Source organism: Calothrix sp. FACHB-168 (assembly GCF_963889195.1).
Classification (GTDB): domain Bacteria; phylum Cyanobacteriota; class Cyanobacteriia; order Cyanobacteriales; family Nostocaceae; genus Aulosira; species Aulosira anomala_A.
This window is the reverse complement of record NZ_CAWPNJ010000030.1, coordinates 48,248-70,402: the sequence shown is the minus strand read 5'-3', so window position 1 is coordinate 70,402 and position 22,155 is coordinate 48,248. Positions and strand designations below refer to the sequence as shown.

The window sequence follows — 22,155 nt, the reverse complement described above, 5'->3', positions numbered from 1 at the left end:
ATAATTATCTAATCGTCAAAATTCGCTTATTAACATTCATGAATTACAGCAGATTGCCAGTTAGTGAGGTACAGATAATCGTTGATTGTAGGGGCACTGGCACTGCCATGCCCCGAAGCGCTTACTCATTTACCTGAAATATGCTGTAAGTATTTATATCAAGAATGAATTACCATCCTGAGTCTTGAATAATTGAAAATTTATAGCTAATTACTGAGCTATAAAAAGGGTTAGAAACTGTATATAGACTTATGCATGTACTAATATTTTTAGCGACACATCAAAATATTCTAGAGGGCATGGCAATGCCATGCCCCTACAATCTTTCGCATTCTTGTTTAAGATTAGTGTTATATCTGTGACTAATTACTCCCATATTAAAAAACTTCCGCGTCATCAATTTGATGACGGGAAGTTACACAAATAATCTCAATTTGCAGATATAGATTGCAAAAATTAACTAACTGTAATTACCACGCCTAAACTCTCAGTTGCTAACCTATTCACTGCGGAGACTGCATAGGTACCTGCCCCTACTGTAGCAAAGTTAGTACCAGCAGATAAAATGCGCTGAATCTCCCAATTTTCTCCCGCTTGGCGATACAGTACCCAAGAACGAACTGGTTGATTATCCCCTGGTTGCCAATTAAGTCTACCGTTGACATATTGCAATGCGGTGGGGGGTGCTGGCGGTGTGGTGTCGCGCCAAGGCATAATTGGTGCTATGGCAGGTTTGGTATAAAGCTGAGTTTGGAATTTATCAGCGATACCTTGACTGTTTTGGATCAAGACATCGAGATTAAAGAAGATATTTCCTAAAGACAAGTTTGCCGTTTGGCTACGGCTAAATACTACTTGTTTTTCAATTTCTTCACTCTCCCGGCTCTTGTTACTGGGTTCTGTTAAATTGTTACCAGCATAAACATGTTTTTGCTTAGTATTTACCTGCGTCCACCATCTAAGTAAGGCGGTATAACTTTGTTGTGCTTGGTCGGTACGCCAGTAGAGTTGAGGGGCAATGTAATCAATCCAACCTTGTTCTAACCATTTCTTTGCGTCGGCATACAGAACATCATAGGCATCTAAGCCGGTAATTCCTGTTGGTTGTCCGGGTCGGTAAATACCGAAGGGACTGATGCCAAATTTAACATGGGGCTTGGCAGCTTTAATGCCTTCCGCTAGACGTAGCACCATGAGGTTGACGTTTTCTCTGCGCCAGTCACCGATATTCAATCCGCCGCCAGCTTGTCGATAAGTTTCGTAGGTTTTGCTATCGGGGAAATTTTGACCGGATATGGGATAAGGGTAAAAATAATCGTCTAAGTGAACGCCATCGAGATCGTAACGGCGCACAACATCGAGAATGACATTATAAGCTCTATCTTGGACTATTTGCAATCCAGGGTCCATCCATAGCTGACTACCCCATTGATAAACAACTTGGGGATTAGTGACGGCTATGTGAGGAATGACGTTTGTTCCTTGTCTAATAGAGGTTTTAGCGCGATAGGGATTGAACCAAGCGTGAAGTTCAATGTTGCGTTTGTGGCATTCGGCGATCGCAAATTCTAAGGGGTCATAAAATGGATCTGGTGCTTTCCCTTGAGTTCCTGTAAGCCAAGCACTCCAAGGTTCTAAAGTCGAAGCATACAGCGCATCACCTTCGGGACGTACCTGCAAAATTAGCGCATTAAAGTTAAGTTGCTGCAATCGTTTAATAATCGCAACTAATTCTGATTTTTGTTGTTCGGTTGGTAATCCCGGTTTAGAAGGCCAATTTCCATTCCAAACTGAGGCTACCCACACACCGCGAAATTCCCGTTGATGATTTACCCTCACCGTATTTGCTGGTGTTGGGGTTGGTATTGGTACTGGAACTGGTGCGGGTGCGGGTGCTGGAACTGGAACTGGAACTGGCGCTGGTGCTGGTACTGGAACTGGAACTGGTACTGGTGCGGGTGCTGGAACTGGAACTGGTACTGGTACTGGCGCTGGTGCGGGTGTTGGTACTGGCGTTGATGAGGGGATTGGCGTGGGTGGCGCAATCAAATAAGTAGAGGTAATTTTATCTGCTTGCCCCAGGTAAACTAAAGCTTGATAGACTATTACTGCAACATCACCGCGAGTGGCGGCGATATTGGGGTTGAGTAATTTGATATTGGGATAGCTAGCTACTAACCCAGTACTAGTAGCAATAGCTACTTGATTTCTCGCATAAGCCGCGATCGCATTGGCATCTTGATAAAATTGCGACAGCTTATTTACCAAATCGGGTTTAATTTTAGTGGCAATATCCAAGCCATTGACTATGGCGACAAAGACATCGCCCCTGGCAATTCTATTATTAGGGCGAAAAGTGCGATCGGGATATCCACTGATAAATGCTGTTTCATAGGATTGCTGAATCGCACTAAAAGCCCAATGGCTAGTAGGGACATCAGTAAAAGGCACATATTGGCGCTTTTGCGCTACTGTAAATACTTTCTTAATAATGGCAGCAAATTCTGCACGAGTTACTGAGTTATCTGGACGAAAAGTCCCGTTTGGATACCCACTTAAAATACGACGCGCTGATAAAGCTTCAATAAATAAGCGTGCCCAATGGTTTTTGATATCCGAGAATGATGTAGAAGTAGATACCATTGTGGATTGCACCTAGCTGTGATTTTTTATTCTACTTTGTTAATTTAGCAACAGAAAGGCGATCGCGGGTGAATTCAGCAGCAGGGGAGCAGGGAGCAGGGAGTAAGGGGGAGAAAGAAAATATTTTCGGAGTATATTGGATAATTGATTTTCTGGAAGTCCCTAATGGGGAGAAAATTTCACAAACCTTTGATATGCGCAGCGCAATAAAATATTCATCCAATAACATTTATTTCGTCAAACATGATATAAGTTAAGACTGCTATATTCACGCTAGTACAATTGTTCAAATTGCAGAGTTTGCTTCCTCACGGAAATAGCTATGGCGAAAAATTGCGTAAAACTATACCAATTTATCGGCAATGCTGCTAAACTCACCTGACTGTTGTTTGGATAGATAAATCCTAAATTCTCTAGCGGAATTAGTAGACAATCTAAATTTACTTGCTACACTTTTACTTCATTAGCCTAGCAGCATAGCGCCTATGGTTCATGTCAAGCGCGTCGAACTTACCAACTTTAAGTCCTTTGGTGGTACTACCCAAGTTCCTTTACTGGGGGGGTTTACTGTAATATCTGGGCCGAATGGTTCTGGTAAATCGAATATTCTCGATGCGCTGCTGTTTTGTCTGGGATTGGCTAGTTCTAAAGGAATGCGTGCCGATCGCTTACCGGATTTGGTGAATAATACTCAAACGGCGAAAAGTCGCGCGACTGTGGAAGCTAGTGTGACGGTGACTTTTGATATTAGCGATGCGGTTTCGATTAATGATACCAAGCCAACAGTACAAGATAGTTTAGAGGATGTAGAAGTTGTAGAAGTTGAGGAAACCGAGGAAATCGAGGAAACGGAAGAAATTAAGACAAATTCTAAGCTTCCTAACCCAGAAACCTCAAATGAGTGGAGTGTTACCAGAAAGCTGCGGGTAACTTACCAAGGAACTTATACATCGAATTACTATATTAATGGTGCATCCTGTACCCTGACGGAATTACATGAAGCTTTAGAGACGCTGCGGATTTATCCTGAAGGTTATAACGTTGTACTGCAAGGGGACGTTACCAGTATTATCTCGATGAACGCCAGGGAACGGCGCGAAATTATTGACGAATTAGCGGGTGTAGCAGCATTTGATCGCAAAATTCACCAAGCGAAGGCGACTTTAGATGAGGTGAAGGAAAAGGAAGATAGTTGTCGGATTATTGAAACTGAATTAACTGTACAACGCGATCGCCTGTCGCAAGACCGCGCCAAAGCGGAAAAATATCAAAAACTCCGCGCGGAATATTTAGCAAAGCAATCTTGGGAAGCAGTGTTATCTTGGCGTTCCCTCCAAGCACAGCAGGAAAAATTAGCTAACCAAATTCAAAATGGCGATCGCAAATCCGTAGAACTTTCTACCGAACTCACTGCCCTAAATACTACAATTGAGCAAACTACTGTTGAATTAGATCAACTCAATGCCCATGTGAAAGCTTTGGGTGAAGAAGAATTATTAGCAGTACAATCTACCCTAGCTACCCAAGAAGCCGAACACAAACAACTCCAGCGTCAGCGCAGCGAATTAGACACCGCAATTCAAGAAACGACAAAACGCCAAGCGCAAAGTCAGCAAGAAATTCAACAACATCAGCGTTCCCTCGAACAAATAGCAGAAACTCAGGTTGTGGAAAAGCAATCGATTGTTTACTGTCAGCAACAACGGGATGAAACGCAACAAGCTTTAGAAACTTCTCGCCAAGCAGCAACGGAAATCGCTTCTGCTTCTGAAGCTTGGGTACAGCAACAAACGGCGTTAAACCATCAAATTGAAACGCTGCTGCAAACTCTCGAACCCCAACGTACCGAACAAGCGACGCTGAGAGAACGGAACGATCAGTTACAGCAGCAAATTCAAGAACAAACTCAACTCGTAACTAGTTTAGAACCAGAATTAGCGACAAAACAAGCTGAATGCAGTCGCTTAGAAACAGAATTTAATAGTTCTAGCGAACCGATTCAAAATCTCGCGCAAAATCTCGCCGCCACAGAACAAGAACTGCAAATTCAACAAGATACGCAAAAGCGATTATTACAAGAACAGCGAGAAAAACAACGCCAATTAGATAAATTAGAAGCACAAGCGCAAGCACAGCAGGAAATTCAAGGAACCCAAGCCAGCAAAGTGATTTTACAATCGGGAATGCCGGGATTGTGTGGTTTAGTGGTACAGTTAGGCAGAGTCGAACCCCGCTATCAACTGGCTTTAGAAATTGCGGCTGGCGGCAGATTGGGACATATAGTGGTAGAAGATGACGGGATTGCGGCTGCGGGAATTGAACTGTTAAAGCAGAAACGCGCCGGGAGAGCGACATTTTTACCTTTAAATAAAATTAATCCGCCGAGATTTACCCAAGATGCTACTCTCCGATTAGCTAGCGGTTTTGTTAATTATGCGGTGAACTTAGTAGAATGCGATCGCCGTTATAAAGATGTCTTTAGTTATGTCTTTGGTAACACTGTTATTTTCTCCACCTTAGAACAAGCGCGGAAAAACCTCGGTTTATACCGTATCGTTACCCTAGACGGGGAATTACTAGAAACTAGTGGCGCGATGACTGGCGGTAGTAACACCCAGCGTTCATCTTTGCGGTTTGGGAACAGCGAAGCAGCAGAACCGGAAGAAGTCGCCGCATTACGCAGACGTTTAGGGGAAATTGAGAAGGTTTTAGAACGGTGTGGCGAAGCGATTTCTACTCTCGCAACCAAAGCCAAAACTTTATCGCAGCAAGTGACAGAAGCGCGTCAAGCCAGAAGAGAACAGCAAATTCAATTAGAACAGCTGCAAAAAGAAATTAAAACCTTAACAGCGCAGTTAGAAAACACGCGATCGCAATTAGCCCAAAATAGCGAAAAATTTGCCACAGCACAATCCCGCTTAGAAGTTTTGGATCGGGAATTACCGGGACAGGAAACGCAGTTGCAACAATTGCGACAAACTCTAGCAGAGTTAGAAGCCTCCCAAACCCCTAGCGAATGGCAACAAATCCAAGCCACCATTAAAAACCAAGAGCAACAATTACAACAAAGAGAAACAGCTTTACGGGAAGCAGAACAAAGATTAAGAAATTTAGAAAATCAACAGCAACGCTTACAAGAGAAAATCCAAGAAGCCGAAGAACGCATCACCCAGTACCAGCAAGAGCAAGAAACCCAGCAAAATCAACTCGCAACCATTACAACTCAACATAGCGCCCTCAGCAGCCAAATTGCCGAAACTCGTGCCAAATTGAGCGAGATGGAACAGAATTTAGGGGAAGAGAAACAAAAACGCGATCGCACCGAACAAGAATTGCGATCGCATTTACTGCGGCAACAACAACTAGAATGGGAACTAGAAAAACTGCAAGAAACCCTCACAGCTAGGCGCGAGGAATTAGTTAACGTCAGAGAACAACTGCAAACCTTAGCGCCAGAATTACCTGATCCACTGCCAGAAGTCCCTGATCAAGTAGACTTAGAAGAATTGCAGAAAGAATTGCGATCGCTTGCCAAACGTTTACAAGCAATGGAACCAGTAAATATGCTGGCCTTAGAAGAATACGAACGCACACAAAACCGTCTCCAAGAACTGACGCAAAAGCTGGAAACCCTAGAAGGAGAGCGCACCGAATTACTTTTGCGCATTGAAAACTTTACTACATTACGCCAACGCGCCTTTAAAGAAGCCTTCGACGCCGTGAACGAAAACTTCCAATCAATTTTCGCCACCCTTTCCGAAGGTGACGGATACTTACAACTAGACGATCCCGAAGATCCCTTTAGCAGTGGCTTAAACTTAGTTGCGCACCCCAAAGGTAAACCAGTACAGCGATTAGCTTCCATGTCTGGGGGTGAAAAATCCCTCACAGCCTTAAGTTTTATCTTTTCTTTGCAACGCTATCGTCCCTCCCCCTTCTACGCCTTCGATGAAGTTGATATGTTCTTAGATGGGGCAAACGTAGAACGATTAGCTAAAATGATTAAACAACAGGCTAAACAAGCACAATTTATAGTTGTGAGTTTGCGCCGCCCGATGATAGAATCAGCCGAACGCACAATAGGCGTTACTCAAGCACGGGGAGCTTACACCCAAGTTTTGGGAATTAAATTGCCAGCCGACCATACATCTGCTTGAGTTTTTGTTAATAATAGTGTATAGATTAACCGGATTCGAGATCAGGACTCGGTATAGAATGACCTCTGAACAGATAATTAGGCGTTCCGACATATTAAATACTCAGGTGATTACCCGCGACAACGGTAAGCGAGTAGGTATCGTTAGTCAAGTCTGGGTGGATATAGATCAACGAGAGGTTGTAGCTCTTGGCTTGAGAGACAGCCTGATCTCTATTTCTGGTATACCACGCAACATGTACCTGAGCAGTATCAGCCAGATTGGCGATGTCATCCTGGTAGATAACGAGGACGTAATCGAAGATATTGAAATTGAAGCCTTAAGTAACCTGATTAACTGGGAAGTAATTACAGAAACAGGTGAAGTATTAGGAAGAGTGCGCGGCTTTAAATTTAACGGTGAAAATGGTAAACTCCACTCCATAGTCATCGCCTCCTTGGGATTACCCCAAATTCCCGAACAAGTCCTAAGTACCTACGAACTTTCAATTGATGAAGTCGTCAGCACAGGGCCTAGTAGATTGATTGTCTTTGAAGGTGCAGAAGAAAGAACCACCCAATTGTCAGTTGGCGTTCTCGAACGTCTGGGTATTGGTAAAGCACCTTGGGAACGAGACGCTGATGAAGAATACTACGCCGCACCCCGTACCGTCGCCCCTGGAAATCAACTCCCAAGTGGTGTACCATTACAACCACCCAAACCCAAAGTCCGCACCCCCGAACCCGTAGCGAGGGAAGAATGGGACGAAGATTATATTGAAGAAGAAAAACCCCAGCGCCAAGTCATGCAAGCGCGTCAATACGAATCGATTCAATACGAAGAAGACGACGAAGAAGACAACTGGAGTGAAGCGACAGACAAAGACAGGTATCAACAGCCTGTGAAATTTGAAGCGCAACCCTACAAAAAGCCTTATGTCGATGAATACGACAATTACGACGACGTAGAAGGCGATGCTTGGGAAGATGAACCCCAACCCGTGAATATTCCCAAGAAAGTCAAAGAGAAACAGCCAGAATACGAAGAAGAAGGATATTAAAGTAATTCGTAATTCATAATTCGTAATTCGTAATTGATTTTAAATTTAAACCTCTCCTCGCCCGCGAAGAGGGGTTTAATTTATTAATCTTAAACTGCGTAGGTTGGGTTGAGGAACGAAACCCAACACCTCAAAGTCTTGCAATTGTTGGGTTTCACTTCGTTCTACCCAACCTACTTACTACTACTGAATCGATGTTCTAGCTTGACACACCGCCAATTTGAAAAATTTGTTCAGCATTCAAATTTAATTCTGGGAAAGCTTGTGATATCAGGCGTTCTCCTGCAAGGAACTGCCGAACTTGGTATTCCCCCTCAACTAACGAGTAAACTGTAATAGTTGGTTTTTTTGGGTTACCAATAAACCGCCTACCACCTAACGCTGCATAATCAACAATCCAGTATTCCGGGATACCTACCGCTTCATAGTCAGCCGCTTTTTTTAAATAATCATCTCTCCAGTTAGTACTCACCACCTCAATTACTAAGGGAATTGATTCAGCTTGGCTGACAGTCGATTCTTTTTTCCATCGAGGCTCATTGACTAAATTAGGCTGATTTAATACCAACACATCTGGAGAATAAGCTGAATCACCCTCTAACGGCTTGATAAACGCTGTTTTAGGAATGAAGTAAGGTAGTTTTAACCGTTTATATTCTGCAACTATTTCTCCAACTAAAAACCCAATTACTTGTTCATGATCGCCTGTAGGTGGTGTCATCTCAACAATTACTCCGTCATACAATTCATAGCGTTTTTGGGAGTTTTCTGGATACCAAGCGATAAAATCATCAAATGTTACCAACTTACGTAAGGCTTGAGTCATAATTTTTCGCCTTTATATCGCCTTATATATCTTTCAAATCTACACCAACAAGCCACTGCAAAACTGCATCGACATTTAGGGATTAATCGCAGAATTAGCCATTTTAATCAACGAAGCGCGATCGCCTGCTTTTAACCCTACAGTATATTGCACTCCCCGTTGCCGCCAAGTCAAGGTAGCATCTGAGCAATTCGCACCACAGGTAGCATCGACAAAATAACCCCTGATTCCCCTTGCTAAAGTCACAGTTTTACCTGTGAGGCTAGGTGTTTTCCGCGTTACAGCTTCCGCAGTGACAACGCCCAACCTACAAGCCGTTCCACCATTACAATCGGGACTAAAACCTAGTAAAATTTCGTATTTATTTCTGGTAGCGCTTTCGACAATAGCGTAAATTTTGGTTACGCCATCGGATTCAGGAATAAATTTGGGTAATAATATACGAATTCGGCTCTTTTGCTTGATTTTAGCTAAAATAGGTCTAAATACTAAATTAGGTTCAGAATTAGTTGTTTGAGCTTGATTTTGGGCTATTTGCTGAGACTGATTGTTTACAGATGCGATCGCCGGATCGGGTAAATGGTGAGTACTGGCTAGTAAAATTGCAGTACAAGCAGCAGTGAAATATTTAAAACCAAAGGTTATCATCACAATCCTCTCACCTATTTACTAGTAAATACTTAAGTTTTTAGCCCAATTCTAGTATTGAATTACGCCGATTGTCCAGAGTTTTAAAAAATAGCGGTCTGCAAAATTGTAGCTAATCAAGGAACTGTTATTTTGAGATATAAGTCTGAGAATTGTAAATTTAACAATTTATACAGATACAGTCTGAGGAAATAACTTAAATATGCGAAAAATCGGTTTTATATTCCTCACTGTCCTCAGTATATCTGCCGTTAATTATCATGCGATCGCGCAAATTTCACCCAATAAACCATTGTACCGCGAAATCAATGGAATAGAGTTATTGTATAAATATTATGGTTTTGTTGATTAGAAGGTTGAAAGCTCACGCAGAGGCGCAGAGGCGCAGAGAAGAACGCGGAAATTAGGACTTTTACAAGAGACTTTAAACTGCTTTCACCAAGAACAATAAAAATCTATCTTCTCTAGTCTCTAACTCCTATTTTTAAGGTAGTCAATCACGAAATAATCTCACAAATAAACATGAAAATATCGCTTTCCCATGCCCAATACTTCGACTTCGCTCAGTACAAGTGCCCAATGCCCAATGCCCAACTAAATCTAAAGAACTCATTAAAAATTTAAAATATCCAATGATTCCTCAATTTCTAAATCTAAAATTTTTTCTCTAGCTTCGTTGTGTTCGGCTATCTTTCCTTCTTTCCAATAAATATCTGCTGCTTTTTGGAAATCTTCTAATGCGCCTTGCTTATCGCCAATACCAAAACGAGCATGACCGCGATTATAATAAGCATCAACATAATGAGAATTTAGCTTAATTACCTGAGTATAATCTTTCATGGCATTGTGATAATCCCCTAAATCAAAATGGGCATTACCACGGCTATAATAAGCATCCACATAATTAGGATTAATCTTAATTGCTTGGGTATAATCAGCAATTGTTCCCTCATAATCGCCTAAATCAGCACGGGCTTGAGCGCGGTTATAATAAGCAACAGCATCATTTGAATTAATTTTAATGGCTTGGGTAAATTTTTGTTGTTCTATCAGTAAATAGCGAGAAATACTGCTATTTTTATCTGTAACTGCATAATGGGGATTAATTTTGATTGCCTGAGAATAATCTTCAATAGCGCCTTGACGATCGCCTAAATGAGAACGAGCATCACCACGGTTCCTGTAAGTCACGGCTACATGGGGATTAAGTCTGATGGCTTGAGTATAATCATCAATTGCTGAATGATAATCTCCTAGCTGATAACGAGCTAAACCTCTTTGCTGGTAAGCTTTGGGATGATTGAGATTAATTTGGATAACTTGAGTATAATCTGCGATCGCACCTTCGTAATCTCCCAGGTGATAGCGCACCATTCCCCGTTTGTAATAAACTTCGGCATTCTCAGGGTCAAGTTCCAAGGCTTGATTATAGTTGATAATCGCTTTATCAGATTCGCCTTGCTCAAAAGATTTATCGCCGAGATTTACATAAATTAAATTTAAATCTGGTTCTGGTTCTAACAAAACCTCTTCTTTTTTCGGATATGCAACTAGCTTGTTTAGCTGATGATTATTTTGATGAATTGCTGTAACTTGCGGCGGATGATAATTATTATTTGTTGCTGGTTGTTGAATTGGTTGTTCGCCTTGTAACTGTTCTAAATAAGCATATAAACCACCACCATAAAGTAATTGATTAATCCCAAAAGCAATTCTTCCTCTTTTGAGTTTAATCATTTGTGTTGGTAGAAAACCAGCTAAAAAAAGATGATATTCGCTTTGCGCTTCATGCACTTCTTCTTGGATTAAAACACAGACAATAACTGCATTTTTTTCCACTTCTTCCGAACTAACCGACCATCTTACCTTATCAATAGTGCCGTGACGCGATTTTACTTCAACTCCAATTGTAGGGTTAGCAGTTAAAGTAAAATCAATTTTACCATCACCACCGAAACGTTTTTCATAATCAACTTCTGTAATAAAATCGGCTAAACGTTCTTTAACAACTTCCTCACCGAGTTTCCCTTTTAAATTACTAATAAAAACATCCCGCACTGGCGAAGTACGTTTATATTTTTCAGCCATCAGCCAGCAAAAATCTCTGAGTGCTTTTAACCTCTCTCCAGAGATTATAGTTAACTCACTATATTGACCTTCTGTTTCACAATGAAGCAGACAACCAGACGTTAACCTCTTAATAAAATCAGACTGTAGCGATCGCAGTAAAGTAATCCAGTCCATTGAAAATTCTGCGAGTCTTTTGATGAGATTATATCAGGTGATGGGGCATTGGGCATGGGGCACTTGTACTGAGCGAAGTCGAAGTATTGGGCATTGGGCATTCCTATTTTTCCCCTTCTTCTCCTTCACTAGGGCGTATTTTCAAAGTCTTAGATCCCCTTAATTCCCCCTGAAAAAGGGGATCTAAGGCTTTTTGCTTGTTAAGGGGGGTTGGGGGGATCGGCGCAAAATTTGAGGAATAACGTCAGACTTGAAAACAGTCCCTAACCACTTTAAACAAAGATGAAATCCCGATCAAAGTTTACGTTGGTTGAGTCTTCTACAACACAAATCAAATCATCACCAAAGTAAATCGCCGTATCGAGAGCGGAACTACCAGAGTAGTCTTCTGACACTAGTGTATATTGACTAGCATCACCAACAGCTTCGATAAAATCTGTCTGGAAATCCCAGTCAGTAATAGTCGCAAAACCATCGTCTTGGTATGAAACTCCCCAGTCACCACCAATTACGAAAGTATCATACCCAGCACCACCAACTAGAGTGTCATATTCTGTGCCACTAGTTCCATAACCGTCAAGGCGATCGTCTCCATCTCCACCAAACAAAATATCATCACCACTCAAACCTAAGAGGATGTCATCGCCGCTGCCACCCTCTAGGGTATCATTGCCACTGGTACCAGTGAGGTCATTATCGTCGCTACTGAGGAGAGCATTGGTATTGTAATCTTTTAAGCTGTAAGTGGTATTTTTGTTGCTATACTCACCAACTGAAAAGTGCGATGATTGTTGAGATACAGTCAAGTCTGTTAAGCTTGAGGCACTACTGCTAGACTTGCTAATAAATCCATTGTCTGTACTGAGGACTTTCAGATCCAAGCTGGAGTCAAGTAGGCTTGCTTGAGTACCATTCACAAAACTGGTATTTTTAGCATCTAAAGGATGAATGTTTGTTCTATCTGCTGCAAACATGGGTAATCTCCTAAATTTTCAGAAATGCTTGTTGTCGATTAATAAGCCTTTGAGGTTATCCCATCTAAATGGGCTTTGTGCTTATAGCGGCTGAAAGCTTTAGGGGTTAGAAATCCGGGTATAGTCCTGATTTTCAATTTATACCAAACTGCAATCTAAAACGTAACATTGAAACCCTCACCAGGGCGGGGAAACCCCGCCCCTACCTTTATTACGTATTAGAACGTGGATTGGTATGAGAACCAAACATGAAAACACGCCCTAGCCCCTAACCCCTAAGCCCCTTTAGACAAATTGGAAATCCCGCTCAAAGTTGACATCGGTTGAGTCTTGGATCACACAAATCAAATCATCACCAAAGTAAACCGCCGTATCAGAAGCCAAACTACCAGACCAGTTTTCTGACACTAGTGTATATTGACTAGAACTACCAATAGCTTCAATATAATCGTTCTGCCCATTCCAGTCAGTAATAATGGCAAAACCATCGCCTTGGTATGAAACTCCCCAGTCACCACCAATTACGAAAGTATCATACCCAGCACCACCAACTAGAGTGTCATATTCTGTACCACTAGTTTCATAACCGTCAAGACGATCGTCACCATTTCCACCATACAAAAGATCGTTACCACCCATACCTATGAGGGTGTCATTACCGTTAGCACCTTCGAGGATATCATTACTGCTGGTACCGATAAGGTTATCATCGCCGTTGCTAGTGATGAGGACATCATCAGTGTTGTATACTTTCAAGCTGTCGTTTGTGTTTTCTTGAGTATATTCACTACCTTGAAACGGCGATGATTTTTGATAGATTGTCAAATCTGATAAGCTTGCATCACTACTGCTAGACTTGCTAGTAAATAGATTGTCTGTACTAAGGACGCTCAGATCCAAGCTGGAGTCTAATATACTTGCTGGAGTGGGATTAACAAGACTGCTATTTTTAGCGTCTAAAGGCTGCATATTTGTACTATTTGCTGCAAACATGGGTAATTTCCTGGATTTTCAGAAATGCTTGTTGTCGCTAAGTAAGTCTTTGAGGGTGTTTTCAAAATCCTCTGATTAGTCGTTCTAGATTCCCCTAAATCCGCACCCTTGTTACCCTGTGGACAATAGCTAGGGTTGTTTTATCCCCCTCTTTTTCAGTAAGATTGGAGGGATTGCTCGGTGCGCAAAATTGCAGCTAACTACCGTTTAAACAACCTCTCAAGGCATGATGCCGTTTTTCAACTTTCAAAGTCTAAGTTGCCCATAGTTAAAAAAAGACTCAAGACATTCTTTAAAGATTGTTTAAATTTTGTGGCAGAGATTATCTGGTAGGAACGCTCGTAATTCCCCTGAATTAGCTATTTCTAGCTTGCTTCGTACTTGTACTTAAATCTCCTAATTACTCTCTTAGCATAGTTTTTTAGGAGATATAGGACGGATTTTCCATTCTTATCTGAACTATAGCACATTGAGACATTTATAAGCAAATTGGGAAAATTAAGAGTTAATATGGACTGCGATCGCATTTAATATCAACTTTTTGATTTCGGAATCCACGCAATTAAAAATTTTTCAAACAACCTCTGACATTAGGAGTCGTGTAAAAATAAGTTGAACAATTTAATATTTGTAGTGCGGGCAGCGTTCGACTGAGCGCTCACGCCGAAGTCTTGCCCGCGCGAGCAAGATGTTTGTCCTACGGACACGCTACGCGAACGCACTACTTATTTTTACTTGATGCCTTAATATATTTTAGATAGCGCAACATTGTTATCTACCTAGAATCTGTAGCATGGTTTCAAATTGGTATTATCTTGTAAACCCACGAGTAAAAATTAAAGGTGCGTTAGCCTGCGGCGTAACACACCCTACAAAACTAGGTTTTAAGAATTGGGAATGAAGAGAGGAGTTAACTATTTTTTATATTCTGCTAGCTTTGTTAATAATTTATCGCGAGTTGCTTTATCTTCTAGCACTTGGGCGATTTGTAAAGCTTGTTGATAGTAGCCAATTTGAGCTTTGAACAGCGCTATTTTTTCTAAAGAACTACCTCTGTCATAGTCATCTTCAACAATAGTAGTTGGTAAACCATTGGCATCTGCGCCAAAAGTCCAAACGCGGGATTCTTCACCGGGGATGGTTTTAGCAGCTGCAAAAGCTAAGTCGAGAATTTCTGATGCTAAAGGCTTTTTTTGCTGGCGGATATAACTTTCAGCAATGCTAATTAAGCCAGTAGTTCTAATTTCAGGATTTTTGATTTGTTGGTAAATTTCGGGGATGTCAATTGTTTCATTGCCATTATCTACTAGTAAATAAACTAGTGAGGTTAATTTCGACTCTTGGGTGTCTGTGGGGTTGGCTTGTAAAACTTGTAAAGCTGCGAGATATTGTTGTGCTGTCATCAACAATTCTTCCATTTTTAATAGCAGAGATTCGCGTACAGCTGTATCTTGTTCGCTGGTAGCTAATTGTATGGCTGCTGTTAAAAGTTCATCTGCTAGCTTGGAATTGTTGATTTTTAACAGTTCTCGCGCAACTATCGTCAAGGCTAAGGCTTGGGGTTTTAATTCTAATTTTCTCGCATCGGCGATCGCTTGTGTCAATAGGCGATCGCTTTCTGCAATTTTACCATTAACTGTCGCAATTACGGCTAAAGTCTCGATTTGATAGGGTAAAGTCCCAGAATTATCGATTTGCTCTACTAAAGCTAGGGCTTTTTCCATTTGCTGGGTTTGGGCGTAAACTACAGCTATTTTCTGCAATAACTGATTGCGCTCATCAATATAGCTGGGTTCTAAACTTTGCGCAAATCTTAATATAATTTCTAATTCTCCATTTTGAATTGCAGCTTCGCCAATGTATAACATCCAAGCTGCTTTATCCATGAAATTAGGATGTTTAACAGCAATAACTAAATCGAAAGCTAGCTGATATTGTTTAGCAGCAACAGCATTTCCTAATATGCTATAAATGCTGCCCATTTGCTCGGCAGTTTCTGAAGTTTGAATCAGGGTGAGAATTTGGGCAATAACTTTGTCAGCAACTTCTTTTTTGCCAGAATTCATATATTCTATGGCGATAATGCCTAAAGTTAATGCTAAAACTTCGGGATTTTTTAGCTGTGATGCTACTAAATAAGCTGCATCTATTTGTCCGCGTTGTGCATAAATTTGAATTAAATTTCCTTTAGCATATTCTTGTTCTGGAGTAAATCCAGCGAGTGCTGTTGCAAATACCTGATTGGCTAATTCTTCCTCTCCTCTTTTGGCATAAATGAGAGAAATTTCTAATAATCTTTGTCCTTTAATTTCAACTATTTCTATCGTTTGTGCTAGTTCTAGAGCTGCGGCTAATTGATTAGTTTCTGCTAAGTGCAATGCCACTAAATCAATTGCATAAGCACGATAGTATAGCTCAGGAATAGATTTGGCAATTTCTAAAGCCACATCTATTTTACCCAGTTTTATATAAGCACTAGCAATATCTGCTAGTGCTATACTTTTATCTGCTTGATATTCAGGCTGAATTTGTTGCGCAATCTGCAGTGACTTTGCTAGAATTTCTTCTGCTTGAGCAGTTTGCTGGAGTTTTAGGTATTCTTGAGCTATGGGTACTAGTAACCTAATTTGCAATTCTAATCTGGGTGCAAGCTGACTAATTTTGAATGCTGCTGCTAGCAAGTGCAAAGCGGCTTTTTGTTCGCCAATTCTTTGCCAATAATTAGCAAGCTTGGTTAACATTATCGTCTTTTCTGGCAAATAAGGCTGTCCCAACATTTGAGTGAGGTGTACCACTAACATCATTAGCTTTGTTGCTGACTTTTTGTGCTGTGGTTTGACTCTGTTAATTACTTTCCCTAACAGCCAATCGGTTGTATCGTAAGTATTGATAATAGTATTAAGTAGAGTTAAACTAAACTCTGGCTTGGCAATTTTTCGGGAATTATGTAGAATTTGCTGCAGTTGCCTAATTGCTTTCTCAGTCTGACTATCAGAATCATCTTGTGCAAGTAAAGAATCGAGAAGAGTAATTTGTTCGAGTAATTTTTGCTGTTGTTGCTCGCGTTGCTGTTTCAGTCGATCTAATATTCGTGATGAAAAGGGAACACTGACAGCGCTTAATAATAGTGCAAATGAAAGTGACGGAACTGTGAACTGAGAATAAGCAATAGTCATAGAGGAATTTTAGTTTTAGGTTTTACTTGATTCACGATGTGGATCTACAAGCTGATTTTTGGCGATTACGAAAAATTAGCAAAATTATCTTTTTTTTTGCTTTTTACCCAGGAGTAAAGTGATGAAAGCATATGTACTAGCAAGTAATACGGGAATTGATGCACTCACATTCAGCGATCGCCCAGAACCTCAGCTAAGTGTGGGACAAGTTTTAATTAAAGTTAAAGCTGTATCTCTGAATTACCGTGATTTAATGGTGGCTGAAGGGGCTTATGGTACGGGGGTAAAATATCCTTTAATTCCCCTATCTGATGGCGCGGGGGAAGTTGTGGCGATCGCACCAGGAGTAACCAGAGTCAAAATTGGCGATCGCGTCGCGGGTACTTTCTTTCAAGATTGGATTGCTGGCGCTTTAACCAGAGCAGCGATGAAGTCTGATTTAGGCGGTGCTATCGATGGTATGTTGGCTGAGTATGTCGTTTTACACCAAGATGGCTTAGTTATCTTACCTGACCATCTCTCCTATATTCAAGGTGCAACTTTACCTTGTGCAGCCGTGACAGCTTGGCATGCCCTAGTTACCAAAGGTAATATTACTGAAGGTAACAGCGTCTTAGTTCTGGGTACAGGTGGAGTCTCTATTTTTGCGCTGTTGTTTGCTAAATTATACGGTGCCAGAGTCATTATAACTTCTAGTAGCGATGGGAAATTAGCTAAAGCGAAGAATTTAGGCGCAGACGAAACAATTAATACTAAAATAACCCCAGATTGGGAAAAGCAAGTTTACGAACTAACTAATCGCACAGGTGTAGATCATGTTGTGGAAGTAGGCGGTACAGGTACATTACCAAAATCTTTACAAGCAGTGCGTATTGGCGGGCGTGTGAGCTTAATTGGCGTACTCTCAGGAAGAAATGATGCGATTGACCCGATGCCCATACTCGTTAAAAGTATAACAGTTCAAGGTATTTATGTGGGCAGTCGCAAAATGTTTGAGGCAATGAATCACGCCATTCAAGAAAATCAATTACAGCCAGTTATTGATAGAGTCTTTCCCTTTTCTGAAGTGAAAGCTGCATATAATTATCTCAAAAGTGGCGCTCACTTTGGTAAAGTTGTGATTGAACTAGATTAAGATAATTGGGTCGGCGTAATTAAATTGGTCATTGGTCATTAGTCATTAGTCAGTAGGGGCGGGTTTACAGATATCTTCGCCAATCAATGATGATCTAAATAAACCCGCCCCTACTAATCCGATACATGTGTGGAGTTTTTGATTTTTCAATCTGTAACTTTAGCAATTATCTATGGTTGGTGAAATTAGAACATTGTTTAGCAGTAATTAAAATTATGATATAGGTCATATTTAATTTGATTATATAGATATTAATATTCATAAATTATATTATAAAATATAAAAATAATTAAAAAATCCTGATTTTAATAGATATGAAAACCAGATAAAAATAAAGATTAAACTGCCTGAAATTTTGATGTATCTAAATTATTTGTTTTTTTGATATTTAAGAATGTTAAATAGATATATAATTATCTTAAGCAACTATTTTGAAATAAAGATAAACTTCGTCCATTTTTAAAACTGGAGTGCGGGCAGCGTTCGACTGAGCGCTCACGCCGAAGTCTTGCCCGCTACGAAGATCAGGGAGCAAGATGCTCCCACTACTTTTAAAACTATGGTTCTCAAAATAGATGTGGTTTAGCCAAAGAAACTGGCACAAATTTCCTTTAATCAAAGTATGAGTCAAATGGAACCTGAATTTAACTTTTTTCAACAGTGGTATCCGCTCTCACCAATTGAAGATTTATTTGTAGAAAAACCAACTGCGGTTACACTTTTAGGACTGCGTTTAGTTATCTGGAAACCCAAATCATCTGCAACTTTCCGCGTCTTTTTAGATAAATGTCCCCATCGCCTTGCACCTCTAAGTGAGGGACGCATTGATGAGAAAACGGGAAATTTAATGTGTAGCTATCATGGTTGGCAATTTGATGAGCAAGGAATATGCACTCATATTCCCCAAGCAGAAAATCCCGAATTGTTGAGCAAAAATCTCGAAAATTTATGTGCTGTCACCCTACCAGTACGTCAAGAACAGGGTTTACTTTGGGTTTGGCCGGATGTAAAATCTAGAGAAAAAGCAGCTAATACACCTTTACCTTTATCACCACAAGTAGATGCTACTAAAGGTTTTGTGTGGTATTCTTACGTGCGAGATTTAGAATATGATTGGCAAATCCTAATTGAAAATGTAGCAGATCCGAGTCATGTGCCATTTGCCCATCATGGCATCCAAGGCGATCGCGCTAAAGCTAGACCAATACCGATTAAAATTGTCCAATCAACTCCCAATTTGATTGAAGCTAGTGCTGAGGGAAGGTTTGAAACCAAAATTATCTTTGAACCGCCTTGTCGCTTAGAGTATACAATCAAGTTTGATAACTCTGGAAAGCAGATAGGACTTGTCACCTATTGCATCCCCGTATCTCCAGGTAAATCTCGGATTATTGCCCAATTTCCGCGAAACTTTGCCCAAAAACTTCACCGTCTGCGCCCTCGTTGGTGGGATCATATTAGCGAACGCAATGAAGTAATTGATGGAGATATGATACTGTTACAACAGCAAGAGTATTTTCTTCAACAGACGCGATCGTCTCAAAGCTGGAAAACTGCTTTTAACCTACCCACAAGTGCAGATAGGTTAGTAATTGAATATCGCAATTGGTTTGATAAATATTGTCAGGGACAGTTACCTTGGAATGAAGTAGGGATTAGCATTCCCGAAATTCGGCAGATTAATGACAATCGAGAACAAGTTTTAGATCGTTACAAACAGCATACCCAGCATTGCAGTAGTTGTCGGCGAGCGCTGAAAGTTATACAACGCTTGCAGATAGGAATGTTAATTTACTTTGCTATTACTGTTTGCGCTGTGGCGCTGCTGGAAGATTCGCTAAAATTGCAGCTGGGTTTACCTCTAATTGTCACAGCACTGTTGAGTTTAGGAGCTTATGCTGGGTTAAAATTCTGGCTAACTCCGAAGTTTTACTTTGTAGATTACATCCATGCGCAGAGATAGAAGTTAAGGATTTGGTGATGAATCAATCAAATAACATGGGAATTCTGGAAAAATTTGTGAATACAGTGATGGGGGTAAAAGTTGCAAATCAACAATCTGCAAATACAGCAATAGCTAATACACAAGAACTAGATATCAACGCAGTTGTAGTTTATAAACTAGGGACTATCTTACAAATAGTAACTATGCTGTTGGTGTTACTAGGAATGGAAAAATTAGTCAATTTACTTGATAGTAATTCTGCTGTTCCTAGTTGGGTTAGTACTGTATTGACTAGCTTATTGTTTGCTGTATTCAGTCTCCGTTCGCGCATTTTTTCGCTTTTAGATAATACCCGTTCTCGTCAGACTTACGACCAAGTAATTAGACCAAAATGGTCTCCTGCACCGTTAGTATTTCCAATAGTCTGGATGATAATTGCTGTATTGCGGGTAATTTCTTCTGTTTTGGTTTGGCAAGAAATGAACCACCAATTTTTAGTTTTACCGTTCATTTTATTTGTCGTACATCTGGCTTTTGGTGATACTTGGAATACAATTTTTACTGTAGAACGCAGATTAGGCGCAGCTGTTCCTGTAGTTATTTTCGGCCCTTGGTTATCTGCTTTAGTAGTAACAGCAATTTATTGGCAAACTAATCCAGTAGCGGGGATGATTTTATCATTTTCTTGTGTGTGGCTGACTGTCGCTGCTGTATTAGTATTGAGGATTTGGCAATTAAATGGCTCTGAGCCACTGTATCCATTAAAAAGAACACCTGTGGTAAGTTAATGATGCCAGGTTGATTCTGATTATCTTTTGTCACATCAGTTTAAATTAAGCGATCGCTCTCCAGAAAAGCAAGAGGAATCTGGAATTTACCAAGAGCGATCGCTCTATAATTCCATATTCTAAAATGTTGGTATCATCACCCATATCAGCGCTATGTCAGCTATCACCGTCAACTTGAACCGCATCATTCAACTTACCGACAATCAATTTTATGAACTTTGTCGAGAAAACCCTGAGGTTAAATTTGAGCGCAACGCTAATGGAGAAATTTTGATTATGTCACCTACAGGTGGAGAAACTGGAAATTGCAACTCAGAAATTAATGCTGATTTTGTAATTTGGAATCGCCAAACTCAACTAGGAATATGTTTTGATTCCTCCACCTGTTTTAAACTTGCAAATGGTGCTAATCGTTCTCCTGATGTTGCTTGGATTCAAAAAGATAGATGGAACACACTTACACTGGAAGAGAAAGAAAAGTTCCCACCGATTGCACCAGATTTTGTTTTAGAGTTAATGTCACCAAGCGATAGTTTGTCAGAAACGCAAACAAAAATGCAAGAATATATAGATAATGGCGTGAAATTAGGATGGTTAATTAATCCCAAAATGCGTCAAGTCGAAATTTATCATTTGGGTAAAGCAAAAGAATTATTAGAATCACCAACAGAATTATCAGGAGAAGATGTCTTACCTGGATTTATTTTAAGTTTGCAATTAGTCTGGAAGTAAAGACAAGCAGGCAGAATTTCAACTCAGCCAATGCCCATTTTCAAACTAATTGATTGCGAATCACCTTCTCAAATTCTGCGATCGCATCATATTGATCGGGCATAGCAATATATTGTAGCAGTAATGCAGGGTCTAAATCTGGAAAAAACCCACTCCGGTTGACTTCTTGATACTCGCCATCTTCAGTCAGACGGAATATTTTAATTTCGTGAGATTTCCAAAACCAAACCTCAGGCACTTTTTTTGGTTTATATAAATCTGTTCTGTTAATTGTACCGCTAGATACAATAACTTCAATCACAATATCAGGTACTTCTTTTTCTGTACCAATACTATAAGACTCATCCGGTGTACCAGAAGCATACCCTGGTTCTTCCAGTGTAAATCCGCCACGACCGTAAAACCGGATTCCTTTGTATTTCATGTAAGCTTCTAGCAGATAGCTAAAAGTTCTTTTCACTTTCTCATGCTTCTCACCAATCGGAGCCATAATTTCTAATATCCCTGACAAATAAGACAGTCGGACATTGCGGTTGTCCTGTAACTGTGCTTCAATTCCTTTAAATTGCTCCCACGAAACATCCTTGAGAGTTACCAGTTTTTCTGCGGTGAATTGCTCTACAACTGGGATGCTCATAACAACACTTCCTGTATAGGCATAATCTAGCGATCGCTAATTTTAGTATAGAGTCTCCCTTGCTCCTGATGTTCGCCTGATGATCCAATTTTGCGATCGCAGTGCATGATTTTTGGTTTCTGTCCCAATATAGTGATTAAGGCATAATTGGCATTTATAGTTAATTATGCAGGAAATCGTCTGTAAATTTAGGTAAAAAAATATATACTACTTTACTT

Annotated in this window: 16 protein-coding genes; 8 read left to right on the top strand and 8 right to left on the bottom strand. The window is 40.4% G+C overall.

The genetic code is table 11. The features are described 5' to 3' along the window. Nucleotides 1-456 precede the first annotated feature (456 nt). Nucleotides 457-2,643: a glycoside hydrolase family 10 protein gene (locus tag AACW45_RS18465; RefSeq protein ID WP_190628305.1), complete on the bottom strand. Its 2,187-nt coding sequence runs from the start codon at nt 2,641-2,643 to the stop codon at nt 457-459. A 68-nt stretch (nt 2,644-2,711) separates the two neighbouring features. Here AACW45_RS18465 and AACW45_RS18460 point away from each other — a divergent pair, with 68 nt between their 5' ends. From AACW45_RS18460 to AACW45_RS18450, 3 genes are all read left to right on the top strand, one after another. Continuing rightward, on the top strand, nt 2,712-2,900 hold the full coding sequence (locus tag AACW45_RS18460) for a hypothetical protein (protein ID WP_190628303.1): 189 nt from the start codon (nt 2,712-2,714) through the stop codon (nt 2,898-2,900). Between the two features lie 228 nt (nt 2,901-3,128). Further along, nucleotides 3,129-6,800, top strand: a complete 3,672-nt coding sequence (gene smc, locus AACW45_RS18455) for a chromosome segregation protein SMC (protein WP_190628301.1) — start codon at nt 3,129-3,131, stop codon at nt 6,798-6,800. Nucleotides 6,801-6,858: 58 nt separating this feature from the next. Continuing rightward, nucleotides 6,859-7,839: a PRC-barrel domain-containing protein gene (locus AACW45_RS18450; RefSeq protein ID WP_190628300.1), complete on the top strand. Its 981-nt coding sequence runs from the start codon at nt 6,859-6,861 to the stop codon at nt 7,837-7,839. Between the two features lie 199 nt (nt 7,840-8,038). Here AACW45_RS18450 and AACW45_RS18445 read toward each other — a convergent pair whose 3' ends face one another. Together AACW45_RS18445 and AACW45_RS18440 are read right to left on the bottom strand one after the other, a co-directional pair. After that, on the bottom strand, nt 8,039-8,665 hold the full coding sequence (locus tag AACW45_RS18445; protein ID WP_190628298.1) for a Uma2 family endonuclease: 627 nt from the start codon (nt 8,663-8,665) through the stop codon (nt 8,039-8,041). 75 nt (nt 8,666-8,740) lie between these two features. Then, a complete protein-coding gene (locus AACW45_RS18440) occupies nt 8,741-9,310 on the bottom strand; it encodes a hypothetical protein (protein WP_373462036.1) in 570 nt (189 codons plus the stop codon). Between the two features lie 205 nt (nt 9,311-9,515). Between AACW45_RS18440 and AACW45_RS18435 the strand changes: the two genes are divergently transcribed. Beyond that, nucleotides 9,516-9,665 (top strand): hypothetical protein, encoded by a 150-nt coding sequence (locus tag AACW45_RS18435; protein WP_190628294.1) that lies wholly within the window; start codon nt 9,516-9,518, stop codon nt 9,663-9,665. 260 nt (nt 9,666-9,925) lie between these two features. Here AACW45_RS18435 and AACW45_RS18430 read toward each other — a convergent pair whose 3' ends face one another. The 4 genes from AACW45_RS18430 to AACW45_RS18415 all read right to left on the bottom strand — a co-directional run bounded on the left by AACW45_RS18430 (nt 9,926) and on the right by AACW45_RS18415 (nt 16,700). Next, the gene (locus AACW45_RS18430; protein WP_190628292.1) at nt 9,926-11,557 is read right to left on the bottom strand and encodes a tetratricopeptide repeat protein; all 1,632 of its coding nucleotides are present in this window, start codon (nt 11,555-11,557) and stop codon (nt 9,926-9,928) included. 272 nt (nt 11,558-11,829) lie between these two features. Then, the gene (locus AACW45_RS18425; RefSeq protein ID WP_190628288.1) at nt 11,830-12,531 is read right to left on the bottom strand and encodes a calcium-binding protein; all 702 of its coding nucleotides are present in this window, start codon (nt 12,529-12,531) and stop codon (nt 11,830-11,832) included. 285 nt (nt 12,532-12,816) lie between these two features. Then, nucleotides 12,817-13,524, bottom strand: coding sequence for a calcium-binding protein (locus AACW45_RS18420; RefSeq protein WP_190628287.1), 708 nt, complete (start codon nt 13,522-13,524; stop codon nt 12,817-12,819). A 914-nt stretch (nt 13,525-14,438) separates the two neighbouring features. Continuing rightward, nucleotides 14,439-16,700, bottom strand: a complete 2,262-nt coding sequence (locus AACW45_RS18415) for a tetratricopeptide repeat protein (RefSeq protein WP_190628285.1) — start codon at nt 16,698-16,700, stop codon at nt 14,439-14,441. A gap of 121 nt (nt 16,701-16,821) precedes the next feature. Between AACW45_RS18415 and AACW45_RS18410 the strand changes: the two genes are divergently transcribed. The 4 genes from AACW45_RS18410 to AACW45_RS18395 all read left to right on the top strand — a co-directional run bounded on the left by AACW45_RS18410 (nt 16,822) and on the right by AACW45_RS18395 (nt 21,300). Then, on the top strand, nt 16,822-17,835 hold the full coding sequence (locus AACW45_RS18410; protein WP_190628283.1) for a zinc-dependent alcohol dehydrogenase family protein: 1,014 nt from the start codon (nt 16,822-16,824) through the stop codon (nt 17,833-17,835). Nucleotides 17,836-18,466: 631 nt separating this feature from the next. Continuing rightward, nucleotides 18,467-19,798, top strand: a complete 1,332-nt coding sequence (locus tag AACW45_RS18405; protein ID WP_190628281.1) for an aromatic ring-hydroxylating dioxygenase subunit alpha — start codon at nt 18,467-18,469, stop codon at nt 19,796-19,798. A gap of 17 nt (nt 19,799-19,815) precedes the next feature. Beyond that, a complete protein-coding gene (locus tag AACW45_RS18400; RefSeq protein WP_190628280.1) occupies nt 19,816-20,568 on the top strand; it encodes a TspO/MBR family protein in 753 nt (250 codons plus the stop codon). A gap of 153 nt (nt 20,569-20,721) precedes the next feature. Continuing rightward, nucleotides 20,722-21,300 carry a Uma2 family endonuclease gene (locus AACW45_RS18395; RefSeq protein WP_190628278.1) on the top strand — a complete coding sequence of 193 codons (579 nt, stop codon included), beginning with the start codon at nt 20,722-20,724 and terminating at the stop codon, nt 21,298-21,300. A 40-nt stretch (nt 21,301-21,340) separates the two neighbouring features. Here AACW45_RS18395 and AACW45_RS18390 read toward each other — a convergent pair whose 3' ends face one another. Then, nucleotides 21,341-21,937: a Uma2 family endonuclease gene (locus tag AACW45_RS18390; RefSeq protein WP_190628276.1), complete on the bottom strand. Its 597-nt coding sequence runs from the start codon at nt 21,935-21,937 to the stop codon at nt 21,341-21,343. Between the last annotated feature and the right edge of the window lie 218 nt (nt 21,938-22,155).

Excerpts from the sequence above, each read along its gene's own strand:
- AACW45_RS18405 (WP_190628281.1), top strand. The coding sequence starts at position 18,467 with ATGGAACCTGAATTTAACTTTTTTCAACAGTGGTATCCGCTCTCACCA.
- AACW45_RS18450 (WP_190628300.1), top strand. The coding sequence starts at position 6,859 with ATGACCTCTGAACAGATAATTAGGCGTTCCGACATATTAAATACTCAG.
- AACW45_RS18410 (WP_190628283.1), top strand. The coding sequence starts at position 16,822 with ATGAAAGCATATGTACTAGCAAGTAATACGGGAATTGATGCACTCACA.
- AACW45_RS18465 (WP_190628305.1), bottom strand. The coding sequence starts at position 2,643 with ATGGTATCTACTTCTACATCATTCTCGGATATCAAAAACCATTGGGCA.
- AACW45_RS18425 (WP_190628288.1), bottom strand. The coding sequence starts at position 12,531 with ATGTTTGCAGCAGATAGAACAAACATTCATCCTTTAGATGCTAAAAAT.
- AACW45_RS18435 (WP_190628294.1), top strand. The coding sequence starts at position 9,516 with ATGCGAAAAATCGGTTTTATATTCCTCACTGTCCTCAGTATATCTGCC.
- AACW45_RS18400 (WP_190628280.1), top strand. The coding sequence starts at position 19,816 with ATGAATCAATCAAATAACATGGGAATTCTGGAAAAATTTGTGAATACA.
- AACW45_RS18420 (WP_190628287.1), bottom strand. The coding sequence starts at position 13,524 with ATGTTTGCAGCAAATAGTACAAATATGCAGCCTTTAGACGCTAAAAAT.
- AACW45_RS18415 (WP_190628285.1), bottom strand. The coding sequence starts at position 16,700 with ATGACTATTGCTTATTCTCAGTTCACAGTTCCGTCACTTTCATTTGCA.
- smc (WP_190628301.1), top strand. The coding sequence starts at position 3,129 with ATGGTTCATGTCAAGCGCGTCGAACTTACCAACTTTAAGTCCTTTGGT.
- AACW45_RS18395 (WP_190628278.1), top strand. The coding sequence starts at position 20,722 with ATGTCAGCTATCACCGTCAACTTGAACCGCATCATTCAACTTACCGAC.
- AACW45_RS18430 (WP_190628292.1), bottom strand. The coding sequence starts at position 11,557 with ATGGACTGGATTACTTTACTGCGATCGCTACAGTCTGATTTTATTAAG.
- AACW45_RS18390 (WP_190628276.1), bottom strand. The coding sequence starts at position 21,937 with ATGAGCATCCCAGTTGTAGAGCAATTCACCGCAGAAAAACTGGTAACT.
- AACW45_RS18445 (WP_190628298.1), bottom strand. The coding sequence starts at position 8,665 with ATGACTCAAGCCTTACGTAAGTTGGTAACATTTGATGATTTTATCGCT.